Origin of the sequence: Azospirillum sp. RU38E (genome assembly GCF_900188385.1) — a bacterium.
Classification (GTDB): domain Bacteria; phylum Pseudomonadota; class Alphaproteobacteria; order Azospirillales; family Azospirillaceae; genus Niveispirillum.
Genome location: NZ_FZOI01000013.1, coordinates 65,482 through 87,385 on the forward strand (window position 1 = coordinate 65,482; position 21,904 = coordinate 87,385).

The window sequence follows — 21,904 nt, forward strand, 5'->3', positions numbered from 1 at the left end:
GATGAAAGCATTGCAATAATAAGGGAAATTATGGGCTTGGTCACACTAAAATAGACAAACCGTATCCGATCAAACAACCTTTCTAGAAACTGCCTTAACAATCCTGGTGCCCCCCGCACCCCGCTTGTAATTCGCCAAGCGGCTGATTAGGTTCCCGTGCGGGTTCACCCCTTATCGTTTCACCCCAGCCGGATTGTGGCGACGACATGAGCTACGGCCTTTATGACCATCATCGGCGCTATCGCCGCCGCTTCTGGGCCCGGATTATCAAGCTTGGGCTGTGGCTGCTGGTCCTGGGCGGGGTGGCCGGCTTCTCCTATCTGGTGGGCGTCGAGCAGCTGAAATCGCGCCAGGGCTCCATGCAGGAAGAGCTGGCCAATGCCACCGCCGCCAAGGACAAGGCCGAACGGCGCGCCGGGCAGTTGCAGCAGATCGCCCAGTCGCTGGAGGTGAAGACCAAGGAGCTGGAAATCCGCCTGCAGCGCGAAGTGCCCAGCGGGGAGCTGGCGCGACTGTCGGAGTTGCTGTCGCGCAAGCTGGCCGAAGGGGTGAAGCCGGAACGTATCGCCTTTCTTCTGGAACAGGCCAGCAACCCGCGGTCCTGCGCCCGGCCGGAAACCAAGCGCTTCGTGCTGCCCACGCCGATTTATCGCGGCGCCAATACCAGTGTTGCTTTCGCCGATGGCAGCCTGGTGGTGACCGGCGAAGGCGTGCCCGCCCGCAATGCCGGCGGCAGCCCGGAAGCCTGGTACGATCCGGCCAAGCCGGTCACCCTGCGCATCAGCAATGGCGATGCCCCGGCACAGGAAATTTCCGGCGTGCTGCCCCTGCAGCACTCGCTGATCGCCTCGGACAAGGAAGTGAAGCTGACCGTCAGCGCTGGCGCCCGTTCCTTTGTGGAGGTCACCGGCGAAGTCTGCCGCTTCCCCTGATCCGTCAGCCACCGCGCAGATAGGCCGCCACGGCCGCGTCCAGCGCCGGGGGACGGGCGGGCGGGCCTGCATCTGCCGGCGGGCGCAGATGCAGGCTCAACCCCATGGCATAGCCGCCATAAAGGTCCGGGTTGCCACCGTCCAGCCGCAGCACCGGGGCATCCGCCCCCGGGCTCAGCCGCAATTGGCGAAATTGGTAATGGCGCAAGGCCGCCGCCACCAGGGCCGGGCTGTCGGTCTGCTGCGGGTCAAGGAAGGGCGGGACGGTCTCCGCCCCCTGCCAGATGATCTGCCCCGGCCCCACCGCCTGGAAGCCCCCAAGCGGTAAGGATTTGCCATCCAGCGGCAGATCAATGCGACCAGCGATCACCCCTTCCGCCGACAGCGGCGCCATGCCCAGCGCCGCCAGCACCGGGCCGGCCGCACTGTCGGGCAGGGTCAGGGCCAGGGCCAGGGGGAACGGCGCCTTGCCCAGGGCGAAACGGCTGGGCGCCAGCTGCAGGGCAAGGCCGGACCAGTTGACCAGGGCCGGCCCGACCAACAGCTGACCATCCCCCGGCAGTTCCACCGACAGCGCCCCGCCATCCAGCACCATGCCGGCCGCGCGTAGCCGGCCCAGCCACAAAGTCTGCGCTGGCATGGCCAGCGGTGACAGCGTATCAAACCACAGCACGCCGGACAGCCCCTCCACCTGCCCGCCATTCCAGGAAAATCCCGCCTGATCCAGCAACAGATGGGCGGCACTGGTGGAACCGGCGGCGTCCTGGGCATAGGTCAGGCGCAACCCGACACGCCCCCGCGCCGCCGTCAGCCAGCGGGCGAGCCAGGGGGAAAGAGCATCCAGGGACCGGCCCGCCGGCCCCAGATTCTGGGGCGGGATTTCCAGCATCAGCCGGGCCTCGCCCCCCGGCTGCCACGCCGCCTCCCCCCGTACCAGCGGCTGCCCGGCAAGGTCGGTCGCCGACAGGCTGGCCGTCCACTGTCCCGGCTGCCCGCGATCCAGACGCAGCACCGGGCGCAGCGGCACCAGCAGCGGGGCTGGCCCGCCCAGATGCAGGCTATCGGCCGAGAGAATCAAGGCACCCTCCGCCGCCGGGACGGTCAGGGTCAGGCCATGGGCCGCCACGCCCAGCGCGGGCAGGAACAGCGCGCCGCCGGCCGGGCTTTCCACCTGCCAGCCCTGTGCGCCCCGGCGCAGTAACAGGGGCAGGCTGGCGCGATTATCGCGGGGGCCGTCTTGGATGCCGATCCCCTCCGCACTCACCTGCCCTTCCAGCCGGGTCGGGGTGCCCGACAGGGATAGGCTGAGCCGGCCCGCCTGCAGGGGGCCGGCCGCGTCCGGCAAGGTCAGCAGCCCCTGCAAGGCCAGCGCCCCATCCTTGTCCGACCTGGCCGAAATCTCCAGCCGCAGGGGGGAGAGACCCCAGAGCGCCAGCTTCTCCAGCTGCACATGCCCTTCCCCCACCGCCGGCGCGCCGGCGGGCAAGCGGATTCGCATGGTCCCGCTGGCCTGCGGGCCAGCGCCGGCCGGGCTGGCCGTGACCGCCATTTCGGGCGGCTGCCCCGGCAGCAGGCTGCCCTGCAGCGCCAGATGGGCCAGCACGGCCCCACCGCCCAAAAGCTGCCCCTGGCCGTCGGCCTGCCAGCCGCCTGCCGGCAGCGGGGTCAGGCTGGCCTGCATCACCTGCGCCGAAGCTGGCAGCAGGGGGTTGTCCGGCAGCGGCAGGGGAATATCCCGCAGCTGAATGCTGGGCCATTGCCAGCGCCCCGCCCCCGCCGGCGGCAAGGGCGGCGGCGACCAGCCGGCCAGCGACAGGTCGCTGATCAGCAGCGCATCCAGCCGCCGGCCCCACAGGCCGGGCAGGCTGTAGCCCACGGTGAAGCGGGCATGGCAGGCCGGGGCGCAGCGCGTATCCAGCAACAGGGTGCCGCTGGCCTGATCATCGCCCAGTTCCGTCAAGGTCACCTGGGCGCCGGTCAGCCCCTCCGCCCAGAGCGCCTGGGTCAGGGCGCGTTCCACCAGCCCCGGCAGCATCTGCCGCCCCACCAGGAAGAGTATCAGGCCCGAAAGGGCCAGCCCCGCCGCCAGCCAAAGCCGATATTGCCGCACCATCCGCCCCATCACCCTTTGCCGGATCGCCCGCATAGGTAAAATCCACCCAGCATCGATAAACGCCAAGGGTTCCCTTGCAAGGCCGTGGCCGTTATCGTCGGGCCAGGAAAAAACATGGATCGGGGAGAAACCATGGCGATGCTGCGCCGCCTGCTGCTGTTGCTGCCGCTGGCCCTGGTGCTGGCCCTGCCAGCGGGGGCGGCCCCCGCCTATAAGGCCAAGCCGGAGGATATTCTGTATCTGCAACTGGCCAGCGGCCGCATCACCATCAGTATGCGGCCGGATGTGGCACCGCTGCATGTCGCCCGCATCCGCCAGCTGGTGCGACGCGGCTTTTATGATGGGCTGGCCTTTCACCGGGTGTTGAAGGGCTTTATGGTCCAGACGGGCGACCCGCGTGGCAATGGGGCCGGCGGCACCGGTCGATATCTGATGCTGGAGCCATCGGACCTGCCGCATGAACGCGGCACCGTCTCCATGGCGCGCGGGATGCACAAGGACAGCGCCGACAGCCAGTTCTTCATCCTGATGCGGGCAGAACCGCAGCTGGACCGCAAATATACCGTCTGGGGCAAGGTGACCCAGGGGATGGAGCTGGTGGACAAGCTCAAGACCGGCGATATGAAAAAAGATGGCCGCGTGACCGACCCCGACCGCATCATCCGCGCCTGGATCGCGGCGGATGGGGAGGGGCCGCCGGCAGCGGCCAACCCGCAGCCCCAGAGGAAATAGACGGCGGCAACGCATAAAGCGCCGGTTTTCATCCGGTCCCCATATCGCTATGGTGCGCGCCGGCCCATAAAACACCGACCAAGGAACCGACACGATGGATTTGGAAAACACCCTGTATCTCGATCTGGCCGGCGGCCGCGTCACCATTGAGCTGCGTCCCGACCTGGCGCCGAAGCATGTCGCCCGCATCAAGGAGCTGGCGCGCGAAGGCTTCTATGATGGGCTGAAATTCCATCGCGTCATCGAAGGCTTCATGGCGCAGGGCGGCTGCCCGCGCGGTGATGGCACCGGCGGTTCGGGCCAGAACCTGCCGCAGGAATTCAGCCGCCAGCCGCATGTGCGCGGCACCTGCTCGATGGCCCGCGCCGCCAGCCCGAACAGCGCCGACAGCCAGTTCTTCATCTGCTTCGCCGATGCCCGCTTCCTGGACGGCCAGTACACCGTCTGGGGCCAGGTGACCGAGGGGATGGAGCATGTGGACGCCATCAAGCGCGGCCAGGGCCGCAATGGCGAGGTGAAGGACCCCGACCAGATCATCAAGCTGCAGGTCGCGGCCGACGCCGAAGCCGCCTGATCCTACACAGACGGTTTGATCGCACAGAACCGCCGCCGGCCTGCCCGGCGGCGGTTTTATTTTGCCCGCACGGCGGATGGATGCGGCTTGGTTAATTATGCTGCGTCAGCGGAGTGGTTTGGCTAACATCCTGTGGCCTGATACACCACATGGGTTGCAGTCATGCCTGATCATTCCGCAAGCCCTGCCCTGGAAATCCGCGCCTTGCGCAAATCATATGGCGCAAAGGAGGCGGTGAAGGGCATCGACCTTTCCATCCAGCCGGGGGAATTTTACGGGCTGCTGGGCCCCAACGGCGCCGGCAAAACAACGACCCTGAAAATGGTGGTCGGGCTGCTGCGCCCGGATGCCGGCAGCATTTCGGTCTTTGGCGTCGATACGCAGAGCCGGGGGGTGGAGGCCAAGCGCCTGATCGCCTGGCTGCCGGACGAGCCGATGCTGTATGACAAGCTGACCCCGCTGGAATATCTGGAATTCGTCGCCGGACTCTGGGGCATTGACGCCGGTCGCGCCCGGGATGAGGCGGAAAGGCTGCTGACCCGGCTGGAACTGTGGGACCACCGGGATGAGCGCTGTGAAGGCTTTTCCCGCGGCATGAAGCAGAAGGCCGCCCTGGCCGGCGCGCTGATCCATGATCCGCGCCTGTTGATCCTGGACGAGCCCTTGACCGGGCTGGATGCCGCCATCGCCCGGCAGGTGAAAGACCTGTTGCTGGAACGGGCGCGGGCAGGCTGCACCATCATCCTGACCACCCATATCATGGAGGTGGCGGAACGGCTGGTGGACCGTATCGGCATCATCCAGCATGGGCAGCTGGTGGCGGAAGGCACCCTGGACGCCCTGCGCCAGCAGGCCGGCCGCAGCGGTGGCACGCTGGAAGAGGTGTTCCTGGATCTGGTCGCCACGCGGGGGGCCGCCTGATGCTGCCCGCCTTGCGCCCTGGTTCCCTTCCCTGGCTGCTGCGCCACGAACTGCGCCTGTCGTTCCGTACCAAGCGGAATGGCCCCTGGATGATCGCCGGCTCCATCGTACTGCTGCTGATGCTGCATGGGGTTGGCATCATGTCCGCCTTTGGCTTCGCCAAGATGGACCTGCCAGCCCCCGTGCTGCATCTGATGCTGGGGGGCACCGGCCTGTTCACGATGGCGATGAATATCGCCATCGCCCTGCAATTGCTGGTGAACGGGCTCTATACGCGGGGGGATTACGATCTGCTGCTCTCCTCTCCCCTGTCGCCGCGCGTCATTCTGCCGGTGCGATTGATGGGAACCTTGATCGCGCTCTCGGCCGGGGTTCTGATCTTTACCGCTCCCTTCATCAATGGCGGGGCGCTTATTGTCTCCTGGCGATGGCTGGTGGGCTATCTGACCCTGCCCACCCTCAGCCTGATCACCCTGTCCTTTTCCTTCCTGGTGCTGCTGGGTCTGGTGCGGGTGCTGGGGCCAAGACGGGCCCGAACGGTGGCCCAGGTGACCGCAGGCATTGTCGGTATCGGCGGGGCTCTGTCCTGGCAGCTGATGAACATGAAGGGGGGAGGCAGCGGAGAGCGTACCCGCGCTGGCATGGAGACAGCGTTGAAGCTGGCCGATACGCCGATTGCGCTGGCTGTGCGCTGGCTGGGCGCCGCCATGGCGGGGGAGCCAGGGCCCCTGGCCATCCTGCTGCTGGTCGGCATCGGTGGTTTCACCGCCATCTGCTGGTTCAGCGGCCCGGCCTTCCTGCGGCTGGCCGCCAGCACCGGGGCCACCGACGCCAGCCCAAGCCGCCAGAAAAACCGTCCGATGGGGTTGCGGGTGCGCGGCCGCACCTTGTCCGTCATGTTGAAGGAATGGCGGCTGATCTGGCGTGACCCGGCCTTGCTGACCCAGGTGCTGTCCATCGCGTTGATGATCGTCCCCATGGGCTTTTCCCTGCATGGCAAGACCATCACCACCATGGGGAACGCGCCGTTATACATGGGATGGCTGATTGTTCCCCCCAGCCTGGGCCTGCTTGCCGGGGCCATGGTCTGGCTGGCCGTGGTGGCGGAGGATGCACCGGATCTGCTGGGCACCGCGCCGGTGCCCCGGATGCGGCTGCTGGGGGATCAGCTTCTGGCAGCCGGCCTGCCCTCCCTGGTCATTCTCAGCGCTGTCAGCCTTTACCTGCTGCCAGCCTATGGCATGGCGGCGGTCGGCATCTGGCTGACCGGGGTTCTGGCCATCCTGCTGTTCCTGCTGCTGGATATGCGCCAAGCCCCGGTGGAGGGGGGTCGTAAGGCGTTCCAGAAGCGCTATCAGGGCAATTATTTCATCCTGGTGGCGGAGCTGTTGCTGGCCTTCGCCCTCTATGGCGTGGCCAGCCTTGCTGTCTGGGGTAACCCGCTCTGGATCATCCCGACGCTGCTGCTGGCCATCGGGCTGGCCGCCGCCGCCTTGCTGACCCATACCAGCGGCACGAAAACATGACCGAAGGTCACGCTTTCGTGCCCCTCAATCGCCGGCGCCAGCCTCCGCTGGCTTGGCTACGCCGCTACCAAGCGGCGCGGCGGCCGTCGCCGCTGTACAACGGTCATGAATGATGACCGTTGGTATAGCGCCTTACCCATCTGGGATAGCCGGCAAGGGCCGTAAAATAAAAGGCCGGGGCTTCAACGCCCCGGCCTTTTATTTGGCAATAGGATCAAGCAAACCGCTGATAAGCGGCCGCTGACAATGGTTTCAGCGAGCCTCGCCGCTGACGGCAGCCGGGGTCGGTGCCTGCACCAATGCGGTCCGAGCGATCACTGCACGATACAGCATCAAGGTAAGGGCCAAAGTGACCATGAAACCGGCCGGGCCACCGACCAGTATGCCCAGCAAATTGGGTACGCCCACCATCAGCCAATAGACGACAGCCGTGCGCACCGGCGACACCAGCCAGCGCAGCAGATAATGGTGCAGATGTTCCCGGTCAGCGGAAAACGGCGCGCGACCGGAACGGGTGCGCGAGATAATGAGGCGCAGGCAATCCAGCACAGGCAGCAGGAAAAGCCCCACCAGCTGCATGTTGGTCAGGGCACTATCCGGCTGGGCGACAATGGCCAAACCCAGCAAGCCGATCACGGCGGAGATGCCATAAGCCCCGCTGTCACCCAGGAAAATACGGCCCCGCATGTTGAAGCACAGGAACACCAGACCACCGAAGAACAACAGCAGCGCAATCCACGCCAAGACCCCGGTTCCGGTGAAGAAGAAGAACAAGGCCCAGATCATGGCGGCGCCACTGGCCACACCATTGGCGCCATCGCTCATGTTGAAGGCGTATTGGAAGCCCACCAGACTGACGATGGTCAGCACGGCACCGACAACCGGCGCCATCGTAACCAGCGTTCCCTCACCGAAATTCAAGGTCTCGATCGCCAGATGCGGGGACAGGATCACCGCCAGGGAGAACATGACCAGCGAAACAGAGAGGCGGATCGCCGGGGGCAAATGCTCCCGGTCATCCATCATACCCATGATGAACAGGACGGTGGCCGTAGGTACGATGACCCAGTGGGAGACCTCACCGGTCATGACGGAAAGGACAACGCCAATCAGCGCCGCCGGCAGCAGGATGGCCAGACCGCCGATCAGCGGAACGGCACCACGATGCAGTTTGCGGTACGTATCAGGCTTGTCCATCACCCCCAGCAGGGTTCCGATCCGGGGCGCCATCAGGCAGATCAGCGCAGACGCGGCGATCTGCAGAACAAGAGCTATCGCATAATTCAATTTGCCCACCTTTTGCGCGGGTTTTAGGAACGGGCCATCACCGACCAAATAAACCCGTCATCCCCTGCGCATTTCAGGCGCAAGCAATGCCAAGCTCCCTGGTGGGAGAGCACCTTTGCCGTTTATCCGCGGTTCGCCCCTTCGTTCCGCAGTGCCGAAGCAATGTTGCTTTACCACAACCCACCGCCTCTGGTGAAGACATTAGCTCAAGCTTCGCCTGCGTCAAAAGCAGAGTTTCAAGAATACAACTTTCTAGGCAGGCCCCCCCGGTTGGGCAAGCTCCACGCTCTCTTTCGCTAAGAAGTCGTATGCAATTTCGGTAGGGAAGCCGCCATTACCAACCCGGGTAACGACGTTTGGCATAATCCGAAATGCCGAAAATGAGAATTGCTATGATTTCCTATGAGGGCGGATGCGCAACTTTCGCAACGCATCGCCCCGACACTATTGGACATCAGCGCAAAAAATCCTGCGCCGCAACATAAAGTGACGAATCAGTCCGCTTGGCACCTTTTTTGTCGCGCGAAAGTAACACCCGATCCATCAGGTCCCCCTGCGTCTACAGATCAGGGGGCGGCCCGGATGCCCTCCAGGAAGATGCGCACGGCAACCTCGACATCACCCAACACCTCTTCCCGCGTCGGCGGATCGGGCATTTCAGCCGCCAACCGGAACATCGCATCCCCCCAAGCCATGCTGAAAAAGATGCGGGCATATCGTTCCGGGTCCGGAATATAATAGGCACCATCGCGGGAAATATCCGCCAGATAGGTGCCCAGCATCCGGTTCCCTTCCACGAAGCCCTGTTCATGGAAGACCTGCGTCAGATGGGGAAATTTCCGCCCCTCTGCCAGCACCACGCGGGTCAGCGCCAGATTGGCCGGCGATAACAGCACGTCAACCGAACGCACTGCCATTTCCCGCAGCACGTCCCCCGGCGGGCGGGAGCGCACGGCATCTGCCGAAAGCGGGGCCAATACCGCCTGACAGCATTCCACCAGCATGGCCTCCAGCAGCCCGTCCTTGCTGCCGAACAGCTGATAGATGGTGGCGCGCGACCCGCCCGAGAGGGTGAGAATCTCGCTGAGGCTGGCCTTCTCATAGCCTTTCTGCAGAAAGACGATGCTGGCCGCATCCAGAATCGCGCGTCGCCGCATCTCCCCACGGCTGGGACGACGCCCAGCCGTGGGGATGGCGGGTTTTATCCCGGTCACGGTGTTGCGTCGACCGTGGCCGTTCCACCGGCCAGCGTGCCGCCCCCCAGCGCCTTATACAGCGTTACCAGATTGGACAGGCGCTGCAGTCGGACCGAGATCAGGTTCTGCTGGGCGGCATAAAGCGCCCGCTGGCTGTCCAGCACGGTCAGGTAATCATCCACCCCGCGTTCATAGCGGGCCTTGGACAGGTTGAAGCTGCTCTGCGTTGCTGCCACCAGCCCTTCCTGTGCCCGCAACTGGTCCGTCAGCGTGCCCTGCGCCGCCAGCCCGTTGGCCACCTCCTGAAAGGCGGTGCGCACGGTCTGCCGATACTGGGCCACGGCAATGTCGCGGTTGGCCTTGGCCACGCCCAGATTGGCCTCGTTGGCGCCGAAGTCAAAAATTGGCAGCGTGGCAGACGGTGCCACGCTCCAAGCCTTCGTTCCGCTATCGAAAAGATTCGACAGGCTGCCCGAAACGGTACCAATGGAAGAGGTCAGCGAGATGCTGGGGAAGAAGGCGGCCCGCGCCGCGCCGATATTGGCATTGGCGGAACGCAAAGAATATTCCGCCTGCAAAACGTCTGGGCGATGTACCAGCAGATCGGACGGCAGACCGCCCGGCAGGTCGGGCAGCATATAGGTGCCATCTTCGGCGGCCAGCGTCGCCTGCCCGGCATCCACCGGGCCGCCGACCAGCACGATCAGGGCGTTGATGTCCTGATCGACCTGCCGACGGTAAAGCGCCTGGTTGGCGCGCGCCGTCTCCAGCGTCGTCTGGGCCTGGCTCAGTTCCAACTGGGTGCGCACGCCCCGGTCGAAGCCGATCTTGATCAGGTCATAGCTTTCCTGCTGGGCCTTCAGCGTATCGTCCGTCAGCCGCAGCAAGGCCTTGTCGGACAGCAGGGTCAGCCAGGCATTGGCCACTTCCGCCACCAGCGAGAGCTGGGTGGAACGCTGCGCCTGTTCGGTGGCCAGGAAGCTCTGCAGGGCCGCATCGGACAGGTTGCGCACCCGGCCGAAGAAATCCAGCTCAAACGCGGTAATGCCCAGATTGGCCTGATATTGCTCCGTCACCATGGACCGGCCAGTGGCGGAACTGGCGGCCGGCACGCCCTGACGGCTGGCCGAAACACCGGCATTCAGCTTCGGCAGCAGATCGGACCGGCTGATGCGGTACTGGGCCCGGGCCCGTTCCACATTCGCAACGGCTTCTTCCAGATTGGCATTATTGGCCAGCGCCCGCTCGATCAGGCCCTTCAGGGCCGGATCGCGGAAGAATTCCTGCCAGGCGATGGCAGCGGCCTGCTGGTCGGCCGCCATCACCGGGCCGGCAGATGCCGGCCAGGCGCTGGCGACGCCGGTTTCCGGCCGCACCGTCTCCGGCGCCAGGCTGCACCCGGCCAGCCAGAGGGTCAAAGGCAGGGCAAGGACAAGTTTCGCATGGGTTCTCATCGGATCAGCCCTCCCGGTTGGCGGCGTTTTCCTGCCGCTTCGACCGGTTCAAACGAAGCACCAGCTTCTCCACCACCACAAAGAAGATGGGCACAAAGAAGACGGCCAGCAGGGTGGCGGAGATCATGCCGCCGACCACGCCGATACCGATGGCGTTCTGGCTGCCCGAGCCGGCACCAGACGCAATCGCCAGCGGCGTCACACCCAGCACGAAGGCCAGCGAGGTCATCAGGATCGGCCGCAGGCGCTGACGCGCCGCCTCCAGCGTGGCGGGGATCAGGTCCATCCCCTTCTCATAATATTCCTTGGCGAACTCCACGATCAGGATCGCATTCTTCGCCGACAGGCCGATGGTGGTGAGCAGGCCGACCTGGAAATAGATGTCATTGGGCAGGCCGGTCAGGGTGGCGGCAATCACCGCCCCCAGCACGCCCAGCGGCACCACCAGCAACACCGACACCGGGATGGCCCAGCTTTCATACAGGGCCGCCAGACAGAGGAAGACGACCAGCAGCGAAATGGCATAGAGCGCCGGGGCCTGGGAGCCAGAAAGACGTTCCTCGTAAGACAGGCCCGTCCAGGCCAGCCCGATGCCCGGCGGCAGCTTGGCAACAATCTCCTCCACCGCCGCCATGGCAGCACCGGAGGAATAGCCGCGCGCCGGTTCACCCTGGATATTCATCGCCGAACTGCCCTGGAACCGTTCCAGACGCACCGGGCCATGGATCCATTCAGCCTTGGCGAAGGCGGAGAAGGGCACCATCTGGCCGGCCGCATTGCGGACATGCAACAGATTGATGTCCTGCGGCAACATACGGAACTGGGCCTCGGCCTGCAGATAGACGCGCTTCACACGGCCGCGATCAACGAAATCATCGATATAGGCCGAACCCCACATATTGCTGAGCGTGCTGTTGACATCGGCGAGGTTGAGCCCCAGGGCCGCCGCCTTCACCTTGTCGATATCCACCTTCAGCTGGGCCGCATCTTCCATGCCGTTGGGGCGGACATTGGCCAATGCCGGGTTCTGCGCGGCCATGCCCAGGAACATGTTGCGGGCTTCCAGCAGCTTGGCATGGCCAACCCCGCCTTTGTCCAGCAGCTGCAGATCAAAGCCGGTGGCATTGCCCAGTTCCAGCACGGCCGGCGGCGTGAAGGCAAAGGCCATGGCATCCTTGATGGTCATCATGAAGGCGCCCATGGCGCGCATGGCGATGGCCTGGGCTCGGCCCTCCTTATTCCCACGTTCCTTCCAGTCCTTCAGATTGACGAACACCATGGCGGTATTCTGCCCCTGACCGGAGAAGGAGAAGCCGGCGATGGAGAAGACGCCGTTAATATATTTGCCTTCCTGACCGATCAGGTAATCCTCCACCTTCTTCACCGCTTCCAGGGTGCGTTCCTGGGTGGAGCCGGACGGGGTCATCACCTGGGCAAAGATGATGCCCTGGTCTTCTTCCGGCAGGAAGGAGCTGGGCAGGCGGGCAAACAGCACCGCCAGGCCGCCGACAATGGCGGCAAACAGCAACAGATAGCGCGCCGGCCGGTTCACCAGCCGGTCGGTGACCGAGACATAGCGGCGGTTGCTGCGGTCAAAGGTGCGGTTGAACCAGCCGAAGAAGCCTTTACGCTCGTGATGCGCCTGGCTTTTCAGGATGGTGGCGCACAGCGCCGGGGTCAACACAATAGCCACCATCACCGACAGCGCCATGGCCGAAACGATGGTGATGGAAAACTGGCGATAGATCACGCCGGTGGAGCCGGGGAAGAAGGCCATCGGCACGAACACGGCCGACAGCACCATGGCAATACCCACCAGGGCGCCGGTGATCTGTTCCATGGATTTGCGCGTGGCTTCGCGGGCGGAAAGCCCCTCTTCCGCCATCACGCGTTCGACATTTTCCACCACGACGATGGCATCATCCACCAGCAGGCCAATGGCCAGCACCACGCCGAACAGGGTGAGGGTGTTGATGGTAAAACCAAACGCCGCCAAAATGCCGAACGTGCCCAACAGCACCACCGGCACCGCGATGGTGGGGATGATGGTGGCACGGAAGCTCTGCAGGAACAGGTACATCACCAGGAAGACCAGCACCACGGCTTCGCCCAGCGTCTTCACCACCTCATGGATGGAAAGCTTGACGAAGGGCGTCGTCTCGAACGGATAGGCCACATCCACCCCGGCCGGGAAGGACGGGCGCAGCGCTTCGATCTCTGCCTTCACCGCCTCGGCCGTGCCCAGCGCATTGGCACCGGTGGCGAGGTTGATGGCCAGACCGGCGGCGGGCATCCGGTTATAGCGGGAGATGAAATCCGCGCTTTCCGCCCCCAGTTCCACATGCGCCACATCGCGCAGGCGGACGGTAGAACCATCCGTATTGGTGCGCACCAGGATGGCCCCAAATTCCTCCGGCGTCTGCAGGCGGGTCTGGGCGGTGATGGTGGCGTTCAGCTGCTGGCCCTTGGGCGAGGGCGTACCGCCGATCTGACCGGCCGAGACCTGGGCATTCTGCGCCTTGATGGCGGCAGAAACCTCAGCCACGGTCAGGCCATAGCTGGTCATCTTGTTCGGGTCCAGCCAGATGCGCATGGCATAGGACGAACCGAACACCTGGATGCTGCCCACGCCATTGACGCGGCTGATCGGATCCTGGATGCGCGAGGCAACAAAGTCACCGATATCAGCATCGTTCAGCCGCCCGTCGGTGGAGACGAACGCCGCCACCATCAGGAAGCTGGCCGAGGATTTGGCCACCACCACGCCGCGCTGCTGCACTTCCGACGGCAGGCTGGCCAGCGCCGGCTGCACCTTGTTCTGCACCTGCACCTGGGCGATGTCGCCATTGGTGCCGGCATTGAAGGTCAGGTTGATGGAAACAGCGCCGGAGCTGTCGCTGGTGGAGGAGATGTAACGCAGATTATCGATGCCCTTCAGGTTCTGTTCGATAACCTGGGTCACCGTGCGTTCCAGCGTCTCCGCCGAAGCACCGGGGTAGGAGGTGGTAACCGAAATGGTCACCGGCGCAATGGCCGGATATTGTTCGATCGGCAGGCGCAGGATGGAAATCGCGCCCGCCAGCATGACGATGATGGCGAGCACCCAGGCGAAGACCGGGCGATCAATGAAGAATTTTGCCATGATGCGGCGCTCCGATCAGTGGGCCTGGCCCTGGGGTGCGGCACCGGCGGCAGGGGCGGCCGGCTTCTGGCCGGCCGGTACGGGCTTCACTTCAGCACCGGGGGCCGCCTTCATCACCCCTTCGGTGATGATGCGTTCATTGGCGGCCAGCCCCTTGGTCACCAGCCACTGGTCCCCAATGGCCTGCCGGGCCTCCACCGGGCGCATCTGCACCTTATTGTCTGCCCCGACCACCATGGCGATGGCGGCACCACCGGCAACGCGCTGGATGCCGACCTGCGGCGCCAGGATAGCGTCAGCCATCACGCCCTGTTCCACACGGGCACGCACGAACATGCCGGGCAGCAGTTCCTGGCGCGGGTTGGGGAAGGTGGCGCGCAGGGTCACCATGCCGGTCGTCTGATCGACGGTGACTTCATAGAAATCCAGCGTGCCGGCCTCGGCATATTCGCTGCCATCGGGCATCAGCAGGGTGACCCGCAGCTTGCCGCCTTCCGGCATGGCAAGCTGGCCATTGGCGATCTGGCGGCGAAGCGCAGAAATCTCTTCCGCCGACTGGGTCAGATCGACATAGACCTTGGACAGGTCGGTGATGTTGGTCAGCATGTCGGCCTGACCGGCGGTGACCAGGGCCCCCTCGGTAAAGCGCGACCGACCGATGCGGCCGGAAATCGGGGCATTCACTTCCGTGTAGCCAAGATTGATGCGCGCCGTCTCCAGCGCTGCCTTGGCAGAGGCGACGGCCGCTTCCTGCTGGCCCAGCGTGGCGACGACATCATCATAATCCTGCTGGCTGACGCCGCGCACCCGCACCAGCTCGCGGTAACGCTCTGCCTTGGCGCGGGTGGCGACCACCTGGGCCTGGGCACTTTTCAGATTGGCCTCAGCCTCAGCCGCCGCCGCCTTATAGGTGGCCGGATCGATCTGATAGAGCGGCTGGCCGGCCTGGACAGTGCTGCCCTCTTCAAACAGGCGCTTCTTGATGATGCCGCCGACCTGCGGCCGCACCTCCGACACCTGGAAGGCGGTGATGCGGCCGGTCAGTTCCGTGGTCAGCGTATAGGGTTTGGCCGACAGGGTGACCACCCCCACTTCCGCTGGTCCCATCGGACCCATGGTGTGCTGTTCCTTGCCGCAGGCGGTCAGTAACAGCAGGACGCTACCGAGCGCGAGCGGCCCTTTGAGACGGGAGAGGGTGGGCATGGTGCAGTGATCCCCAGTGATCGGTCGTTCCCCGCGCCGGACGCGCGGTTGTCAAATTACATCCGATGGCGGATGTATCATGCATCCGGCAACACAGGTAGATTTCTTTGCGTCGCCGGCCCTATCACCATGGCGATAGGCCGGGCGGAAAGATACTGTACTGACGGGTACATTTCTGTACTGGCACTTATGGGTTCAAATGCAAACAGCCTCTGTGATCCGGCTCACAGAGGCTGTTGATTTTTAACGCGCTGCACAATTCCGTTTTAAAACAAACGCTTGATGCCCCCCCCAAGCCGTAAGGATGACCCGGATCAGAAACCGCCATCGATACGGTAGATATCCGGGGCGGTCGGCTTTTCAACATAGGAAAGCCGCAGATTCGCCCCCTTCACCACCGGCTGGGCATTGGGCTTGTCAGCCTTTTCGGTGATCAGGCCCAGCACCAGTTCCGTCAGGCGGCCCTGGTTATCCTTGCCCTGGAACACCAGCACATTGTCGCCATCCAGCGGATGGTTCAACACCAGCGTGTCCGGCTTATAGCCCTGATCTGTCAGGAAATTACGCAGGGCATTGGCGGCGGAGACGATATTTTCGGCCTTGGTGTCCGAACCCGCTTCCCGGCCCCAGATGACATTGACGCGGAACAGCTTTTTGGATTTGTAGCCCATGATATAGGCGACCACGCCCACGCCGCTGTCCGGCAGCAGATCCTTAACCTTGATCAGCAGGGCCGTGGTGCGTTCCGATGGGTCTTCCACCTTCTGCACGGCATCGCCGGTCAGGTTGAAATCCTTGGCGATGGCCTTGCGCAGCTCTTCCTCATTCATGCCGAAGCGGGCATTGCGGAAGCCCTCCACCTTGGCCTGCTTGGTCTGACCAGCAGGGGCGGCAGGGCTGGTCTGCGCCTGGGCCAGGGTGGGGGCCGCGACCAGCACCATCCCCAACAGCAGCGAAGCGGCAAAACGCGCGAACATGGAACCCTCATGGCAGGATGTGGCGTTGCGCCCAGTTCTATCGCCAGTTCTGCCGGATGACGATGCTTTTCCACATCCTTACCGCTTGGGGGCAGGTGCCGGGTTCCCGTCGGCACCTGCCCCAACCGATTAATGGAACAGCACGGCCGCCTTCTGGAAAGTGACCCAGACGCCCCAGATGATGGGAATACCGACCGCCAGCCAAGCCAGGGCCGCCTTGCCATCCAGCCCGCCCTTGCCAATGCCGAAGGAACCGGTCACCTGCTGAGCGGCTGCAGCGCGGGCGGAAGCCTGCAGGGCCGCCACTTCGCTGTCGGGCATGAACCATTTCTCCGCCAACGGCCGCACGGCCAGATTGGCCAGCAGGCCCAACACCAGCATCCCGGCCAGGATATACATGGTGAAATCATAGACCTGATCGCGCGGCACCCCGGCATCGATCTGGGCTTCGCGGATGAAGGTAACGACGAACGGGCCGATAATGCCCGCCGTGGCCCAGGCCGTCAGCAGGCGGCCATGGATGGCGCCCACGAACTGGGTACCGAAAATATCCGCCAGATAGGCCGGGATGGTGGCAAAGCCGCCGCCATACATGGACAGGATGATGCAGAAGAAGGCGACGAACAAAGCCACCGAACCGGCGTGGGCTGCCCAGGGTGCCAGCCCATAGAGCACGATGCCCAGTGCGAAGAAGGTGAAATAGGTGGCCTTGCGGCCGATCTTGTCGGACAGGGAGGCCCAGAAGAAGCGGCCACCGATATTGAACAGCGACAGCAGGCCAGTGAAGCCGGCGGCAATGGCCGCCACCGCCTTGCGCTGGCTTTCATCCAGGGCATTGAAGCCCACATCCGGCGCGCCGATCAGGGAACCAGCGAAAATTTCCTGCAGCATGGGCGAGGCCATGCCGATCACGCCGATACCGGCAGAGACATTCAGGCAGAGCACCGCCCAGATCAGCCAGAACTGCTTGGTTTTATGGGCATCACGCAGATGCACATGGCCATGGGTGATCATAACCTTACCGCTTGGGGGCGGTGCGGCCCAGCCATCCGGGCGCCAGCCGGCCGGCGGAATGCGATACCCAAAGGCCCCGGCCACCATGAACACGAAATAGCCGGCCGCCATCACCAGGAAGGTCTGCCACACGCCCACGCTGGTGGGGCTGCGGAACATGTTCATCAGAATATCAGCCAGCGGCGCGCCGATCATCGCCCCACCGCCAAAGCCCATGATGGCCATGCCGGTGGCCATGCCGCGCCGGTCGGGGAACCATTTCACCAGGGTGGAGACCGGCGAGATATAGCCGAGCCCCAGCCCGATGCCGCCAATGACGCCGGAACCCAGCCACATCAGCCAGAGTTGATGGGTCATGATACCGAACGCGGCGATCACCATGCCGCCGCACCAGCAGAGGGCGGAGACAAAGGCGGCCTTGCGGGGCCCGACCTTTTCCAGCCAGCCGCCCCACACGGCCGCCGAACAGCCCAGGAAGACGAAGAACAAGGTGTACATGATCGACAGGTCGGCCACCCGCCAGTCGCAACTGGTGGTGAACAGGGCCGTGAAGACATTCAGGTCCGTACAGGCGACCGGGGCCGTAACACCCAGCGCCCGGCTGAGCGGCAGCCAGAAGACGCTGAAACCATAGGCCATGCCGATGCACAGATGCACGGCCAGGGCCGCCGGTGGCACCAGCCAGCGGTTAAAGCCGGGCTGGGCAATGATGCGCTGCTTATCCAGCAGGCCCACGCCATCAGCATCTAAAGGGGGATTGGCAGCACTCATCCTTTTCACGCCTCCTGTTCCAGTTTCCTGCCTGTTCAGTCACTTGCGGCCGGCGCTTATAGCGCACCGTGCCGGGGGCGCGAGGTGCCAAAACCTCACGCCTGTATGCGCAGACTTTCCAATGCCTGGCGCACCAGCGGGTCCAGCCCCTGTCCACCCGCATCCAGATGCGCCAGAATTGTCTGGCGCATCCGGGGATCCCAGAAGCTGCGAATATGGTCGGCGATGCCGGCGGCGGCCTTGTCGCCGGGCTGGGTGGCGAAGAATTTGCCGATCTGGTTGGCCATGCTGACCAGCTTGTCAGGCGACATCGGCCTTTGCCTTTCCGTCAATACGATTTGGATGGGTGAACAGCTCAAATTCATGGCCGCGCACGATAGCGGCCAGGGTGATGCCCGCCTGCTCGGCCAGCCGCACGGCCAGGGCCGTGGGGGCGGAGATGGCGGCGATGACGGGTGCCCCGATGCTGGCCGCCTTCTGCACCATTTCAACCGATACCCGGCTGGTCAGCAGCAGGATGCCGGATGCAGGCGATAGGCCGCCGCGCGCCAGGGCACCGGCCAGCTTGTCCAGGGCATTATGCCGGCCCACATCCTCCCGCACCGCCACGATGCCGGCGCTGGGTGTCCACAGGGCAGCCGCATGAACGGCGCGGGTCTGCTGGTTCAGCGGCTGCAGCGCCGCCAGTTGCGCCATGGCGTTTGTCAGTTGGGTCGGGGTGAAACGGGGCTGTGCCGTCACCTCCGGCAGGGCGCGGTTGGCCTCCGCCAAACTCTCAATCCCGCACAGGCCACAGCCGACCGGCCCAGCCAAACGCCGCCGCCGTCTTTCCGCCCGTGCCGCCGCCGCCGGTTCCAGCCACAGGCGCAGGTTCACGCCATCCGGGACCGGCACCAGCTCCAGTTCCCGGATGGCGGATGGCTGATCGATGATGCCTTCGGTCAGGCTGAAGCCGACGGCGAAATCCTCCAGATCCGCCGGCGTCGCCATCATCACCGCATGGGCGGCCCCGTCATAGCTGAAGGCGACCGGGGTTTCTTCCGCCAGATGGCGTTGATGCGGCTGCATTTCCCCCGCCCGCCAAGCCTGACCGGGGGTTATCCTTACGGCTTGGGGGCGGGGTTGATCGCTCATTCCGCCGCACTCACGTGGCCGGAAATGCGGCGCGACAGGTCGGCATGGGCCTGATAGCGCTCCTGCCAGTCAGAGGGGCCGTTGCTGGGGGTGATCTGCACCGCCGTCACCTTATATTCCGGGCAATTGGTCGCCCAATCGGAATAATCGGTGGTGACGACATTGGCCTGGGTCATGGGGTGGTGGAAGGTGGTGTAAACCACGCCCGGTGCCACGCGGTCGGTGATCAGCGCACGCAGCGTGGTTTCGCCCGCCCGGCTTTGCAACCGCACCCAATCACCGTCGCGCACGCCGCGCTGTTCGGCATCATGCGGGTGGATTTCCAGACGGTCCTCCTGATGCCAAACGGTATTGGCGGTGCGCCGCGTCTGTGCGCCGACATTATATTGCGACAGGATGCGCCCGGTGGTGAGCAGCAGGGGGAAGCGCGGCCCCGTCTTCTCGTCCGTCGGGATATATTCGGTGATGACGAACTTGCCCTTACCACGGGCGAAGCCGCCAATATGCATCACCGGCGTGCCTTCCGGCGCCTTGTCGTTGCAGGGCCATTGCACCGATCCCAATTCCTCCAGCTTGGCGTAGGACACGCCCTTGAAGCTGGGGGTGACGGCGGCGATCTCATCCATGATCTCCGCCGGGTGCTTGTAATTCATCGGGAAGCCCATGGCATTGGCAATGGCCACGGTGATTTCCCAATCCGCCAGCCCCGGCCCACCAGCACCATTGCGCGGCGGCATCACCTTGCGCACGCGGTTGATGCGGCGTTCGGCGTTGGTGAAGGTGCCGTCTTTCTCCAGGAAGGTGCTGCCGGGCAGGAAGACATGGGCGTAATTCGCCGTCTCGTTGAGGAACAGATCCTGCACCACCACACATTCCATGGCCGCTAGACCAGCGGCAACATGGGTGGTGTTGGGGTCGGACTGGACAATATCCTCCCCCTGCACATACAGCCCCTTGAAGCTGCCGCTGACGGCGGCATCCAGCATGTTGGGGATGCGCAGGCCCGGCTCACTGTCAAGGGTCACACCCCAGAGATTTTCAAACATCTCCCGCGTCGCATCATCCGCCACATGGCGATATCCCGACATTTCATGCGGGAAGGAGCCCATGTCGCAGGCCCCCTGCACATTATTCTGCCCGCGCAGAGGGTTCACGCCCACCCCTTCCCGGCCCAGATTGCCCGTGACCATGGCCAGATTGGCGATGGCCATCACGGTGGTGGAACCCTGGCTGTGCTCGGTCACACCCAGGCCGTAATAGATCGCGCCATTGCCGCCCGTGGCATAGAGCCGGGCGGCACCGCGCAGATGGTCCGCCGGCACGCCGGTATAGGCTTCCACCGCCTCCGGGCTGTGGCGCGGGTCGGCGACGAAATCCGCCCAATCGGTGAATTCATCCCAATCGCAGCGTTCGCGCACGAACGCCTCATTCACCAGCCCTTCGGTGACGATGACATGGGCCAGGGCGGTCAGCACCGCCACATTGGTGCCGGGGCGCAGCGGCAGATGGAAGGACGCTTCCACATGCGGCTGGCGCACCAGATCAATCCGGCGCGGATCAATGACGATCAGCTTGGCCCCCTGCCGCAGCCGCTTTTTCAGGCGGGAGCCGAAAACCGGGTGGCCATCGGTGGGGTTAGCCCCGATCACCACCACCACATCGGCGTGCTCCACGGAGTCAAAATCCTGCGTGCCGGCGGAGGTGCCGAACGCTGTCTTCAACCCATAGCCGGTGGGGGAATGGCAGACGCGGGCGCAGGTATCGACATTATTATTGCCGAAACCACCCCGGATCAGCTTCTGCACCAGATAGGTTTCTTCGTTGGTGCAGCGCGATGAGGTGATGCCGCCAATGGCATTGCGGCCATATTGGCCCTGCAGGCGCTTGAACTCCGAGGCAACATGAGCAATCGCCTGATCCCAGGTCACTTCCTGCCAGGGATCGGTGATCTTGGCCCGCAGCATCGGTTTCAGGATACGTTCCTTATGCGTGGCATAGCCCCAGGCGAAGCGGCCTTTGACGCAGGAATGGCCCCGGTTGGCCTTGCCATCCTTATAGGGGACCATGCGCACCAGCTCAGTCCCGCGCATTTCCGCCTTGAAGGAACATCCCACCCCGCAATAGGCGCAGGTGGTGACGACGGAATGTTCGGGCTGGCCGACCTCGATCACCGATTTTTCGATCAGCGTCGCCGTGGGGCAGGCCTGCACGCAGGCCCCGCAGGATACGCAATCCGATGACAGGAAATCCTGCCCCGCCCCCGCATTCACCTTGGACGCAAAGCCCCGGTCAGCGATGGAGATGGCGAAGGTGCCCTGCACCTCCTCGCACGCCCGCACGCAGCGGGCGCAGACGATGCATTTACTGGGATCGAAGGTGAAATAGGGGTTGCTGGTATCCTTTTCCTGGCCCAGATGGGTTTCAACCTCATTGCCATAGCGCACCTCGCGCAGGCCCACGGCACCGGCCATATCCTGCAATTCACAATCGCCATTGGCAGCACAGGTCAGGCAATCCAGCGGATGGTCGGAGATATAAAGCTCCATCACCCCACGCCGCAGTTTCGCCAGCTTCGGCGTTTGCGTCGCCACCTTCATGCCGGGCGCGACAGGCGTGGTGCAGGAAGCGGGGGTGCCGTTGCGCCCCTCGATCTCCACCAGACAGAGCCGGCAGGAGCCATAGGCATCCAGCATGTCGGTGGCACAAAGTTTCGGCACCTGGATGCCGGCATCCATGGCCGCCCGCATCACCGATGTGCCTTCCGGCACGCTGATTTCCACCCCATCAATGGTCAGGCTGACCATGCTCTCCGACTTGGACCTGGGCGTGCCATAGTCGATCTCGTGGATCAGGGTCATGGGTTCCTCCGGGGGTGGGGGCAGGCGTGGGAATGAGGTGAGCTTGTTTCAGCACATTGCGTTTTTGCTG

Annotated in this window: 16 protein-coding genes; 5 read left to right on the forward strand and 11 right to left on the reverse strand. The window is 64.2% G+C overall.

Annotated elements, in window-relative coordinates; all coding sequences use genetic code 11:
- Positions 1-206: 206 nt before the first annotated feature.
- Complete coding sequence (locus CHB97_RS18645) at positions 207-932, forward strand: hypothetical protein (protein ID WP_089289519.1); 726 nt, start codon at positions 207-209, stop codon at positions 930-932.
- A gap of 4 nt (positions 933-936) precedes the next feature.
- Here CHB97_RS18645 and CHB97_RS18650 read toward each other — a convergent pair whose 3' ends face one another.
- A complete protein-coding gene (locus CHB97_RS18650) occupies positions 937-3,078 on the reverse strand; it encodes a hypothetical protein (RefSeq protein ID WP_143271015.1) in 2,142 nt (713 codons plus the stop codon).
- Between the two features lie 81 nt (positions 3,079-3,159).
- Between CHB97_RS18650 and CHB97_RS18655 the strand changes: the two genes are divergently transcribed.
- From CHB97_RS18655 to CHB97_RS18670, 4 genes are all read left to right on the forward strand, one after another.
- The gene (locus CHB97_RS18655; RefSeq protein ID WP_244559607.1) at positions 3,160-3,777 is read left to right on the forward strand and encodes a peptidylprolyl isomerase; all 618 of its coding nucleotides are present in this window, start codon (positions 3,160-3,162) and stop codon (positions 3,775-3,777) included.
- Between the two features lie 94 nt (positions 3,778-3,871).
- Complete coding sequence (locus CHB97_RS18660; RefSeq protein ID WP_089289521.1) at positions 3,872-4,351, forward strand: peptidylprolyl isomerase; 480 nt, start codon at positions 3,872-3,874, stop codon at positions 4,349-4,351.
- A gap of 162 nt (positions 4,352-4,513) precedes the next feature.
- The gene (locus CHB97_RS18665; protein ID WP_089289522.1) at positions 4,514-5,272 is read left to right on the forward strand and encodes an ABC transporter ATP-binding protein; all 759 of its coding nucleotides are present in this window, start codon (positions 4,514-4,516) and stop codon (positions 5,270-5,272) included.
- A complete protein-coding gene (locus CHB97_RS18670; protein ID WP_089289523.1) occupies positions 5,272-6,798 on the forward strand; it encodes a hypothetical protein in 1,527 nt (508 codons plus the stop codon). The genes CHB97_RS18665 and CHB97_RS18670 overlap by 1 nt, the downstream gene beginning before the upstream one ends.
- A gap of 252 nt (positions 6,799-7,050) precedes the next feature.
- Here the strand turns inward: CHB97_RS18670 and CHB97_RS18675 are convergent, their stop codons facing one another.
- The 10 genes from CHB97_RS18675 to fdhF all read right to left on the reverse strand — a co-directional run bounded on the left by CHB97_RS18675 (position 7,051) and on the right by fdhF (position 21,834).
- Complete coding sequence (locus CHB97_RS18675) at positions 7,051-8,028, reverse strand: glycosyltransferase family 4 protein (RefSeq protein WP_143271018.1); 978 nt, start codon at positions 8,026-8,028, stop codon at positions 7,051-7,053.
- Between the two features lie 623 nt (positions 8,029-8,651).
- Positions 8,652-9,242 (reverse strand): TetR/AcrR family transcriptional regulator, encoded by a 591-nt coding sequence (locus CHB97_RS18680; protein WP_089289525.1) that lies wholly within the window; start codon positions 9,240-9,242, stop codon positions 8,652-8,654.
- A 53-nt stretch (positions 9,243-9,295) separates the two neighbouring features.
- The gene (locus tag CHB97_RS18685) at positions 9,296-10,735 is read right to left on the reverse strand and encodes an efflux transporter outer membrane subunit (RefSeq protein ID WP_089289526.1); all 1,440 of its coding nucleotides are present in this window, start codon (positions 10,733-10,735) and stop codon (positions 9,296-9,298) included.
- 4 nt (positions 10,736-10,739) lie between these two features.
- On the reverse strand, positions 10,740-13,877 hold the full coding sequence (locus CHB97_RS18690; protein ID WP_089289527.1) for an efflux RND transporter permease subunit: 3,138 nt from the start codon (positions 13,875-13,877) through the stop codon (positions 10,740-10,742).
- Positions 13,878-13,892: 15 nt separating this feature from the next.
- Entirely contained in the window at positions 13,893-15,080 is a 1,188-nt protein-coding gene (locus CHB97_RS18695) for an efflux RND transporter periplasmic adaptor subunit (protein WP_089289528.1), read from the reverse strand.
- A gap of 314 nt (positions 15,081-15,394) precedes the next feature.
- Entirely contained in the window at positions 15,395-16,057 is a 663-nt protein-coding gene (locus tag CHB97_RS18700; RefSeq protein WP_089289529.1) for a hypothetical protein, read from the reverse strand.
- A 129-nt stretch (positions 16,058-16,186) separates the two neighbouring features.
- Entirely contained in the window at positions 16,187-17,842 is a 1,656-nt protein-coding gene (locus tag CHB97_RS18705; protein WP_089289530.1) for an OFA family MFS transporter, read from the reverse strand.
- A gap of 95 nt (positions 17,843-17,937) precedes the next feature.
- Positions 17,938-18,153 carry a formate dehydrogenase subunit delta gene (locus CHB97_RS18710; RefSeq protein ID WP_089289531.1) on the reverse strand — a complete coding sequence of 72 codons (216 nt, stop codon included), beginning with the start codon at positions 18,151-18,153 and terminating at the stop codon, positions 17,938-17,940.
- Positions 18,143-18,910, reverse strand: a complete 768-nt coding sequence (gene fdhD, locus CHB97_RS18715) for a formate dehydrogenase accessory sulfurtransferase FdhD (RefSeq protein WP_244559608.1) — start codon at positions 18,908-18,910, stop codon at positions 18,143-18,145. Before fdhD ends, CHB97_RS18710 begins: the two co-directional genes overlap by 11 nt.
- A 62-nt stretch (positions 18,911-18,972) precedes the next feature.
- Positions 18,973-21,834, reverse strand: a complete 2,862-nt coding sequence (fdhF, locus tag CHB97_RS18720; RefSeq protein ID WP_089289533.1) for a formate dehydrogenase subunit alpha — start codon at positions 21,832-21,834, stop codon at positions 18,973-18,975.
- Between the last annotated feature and the right edge of the window lie 70 nt (positions 21,835-21,904).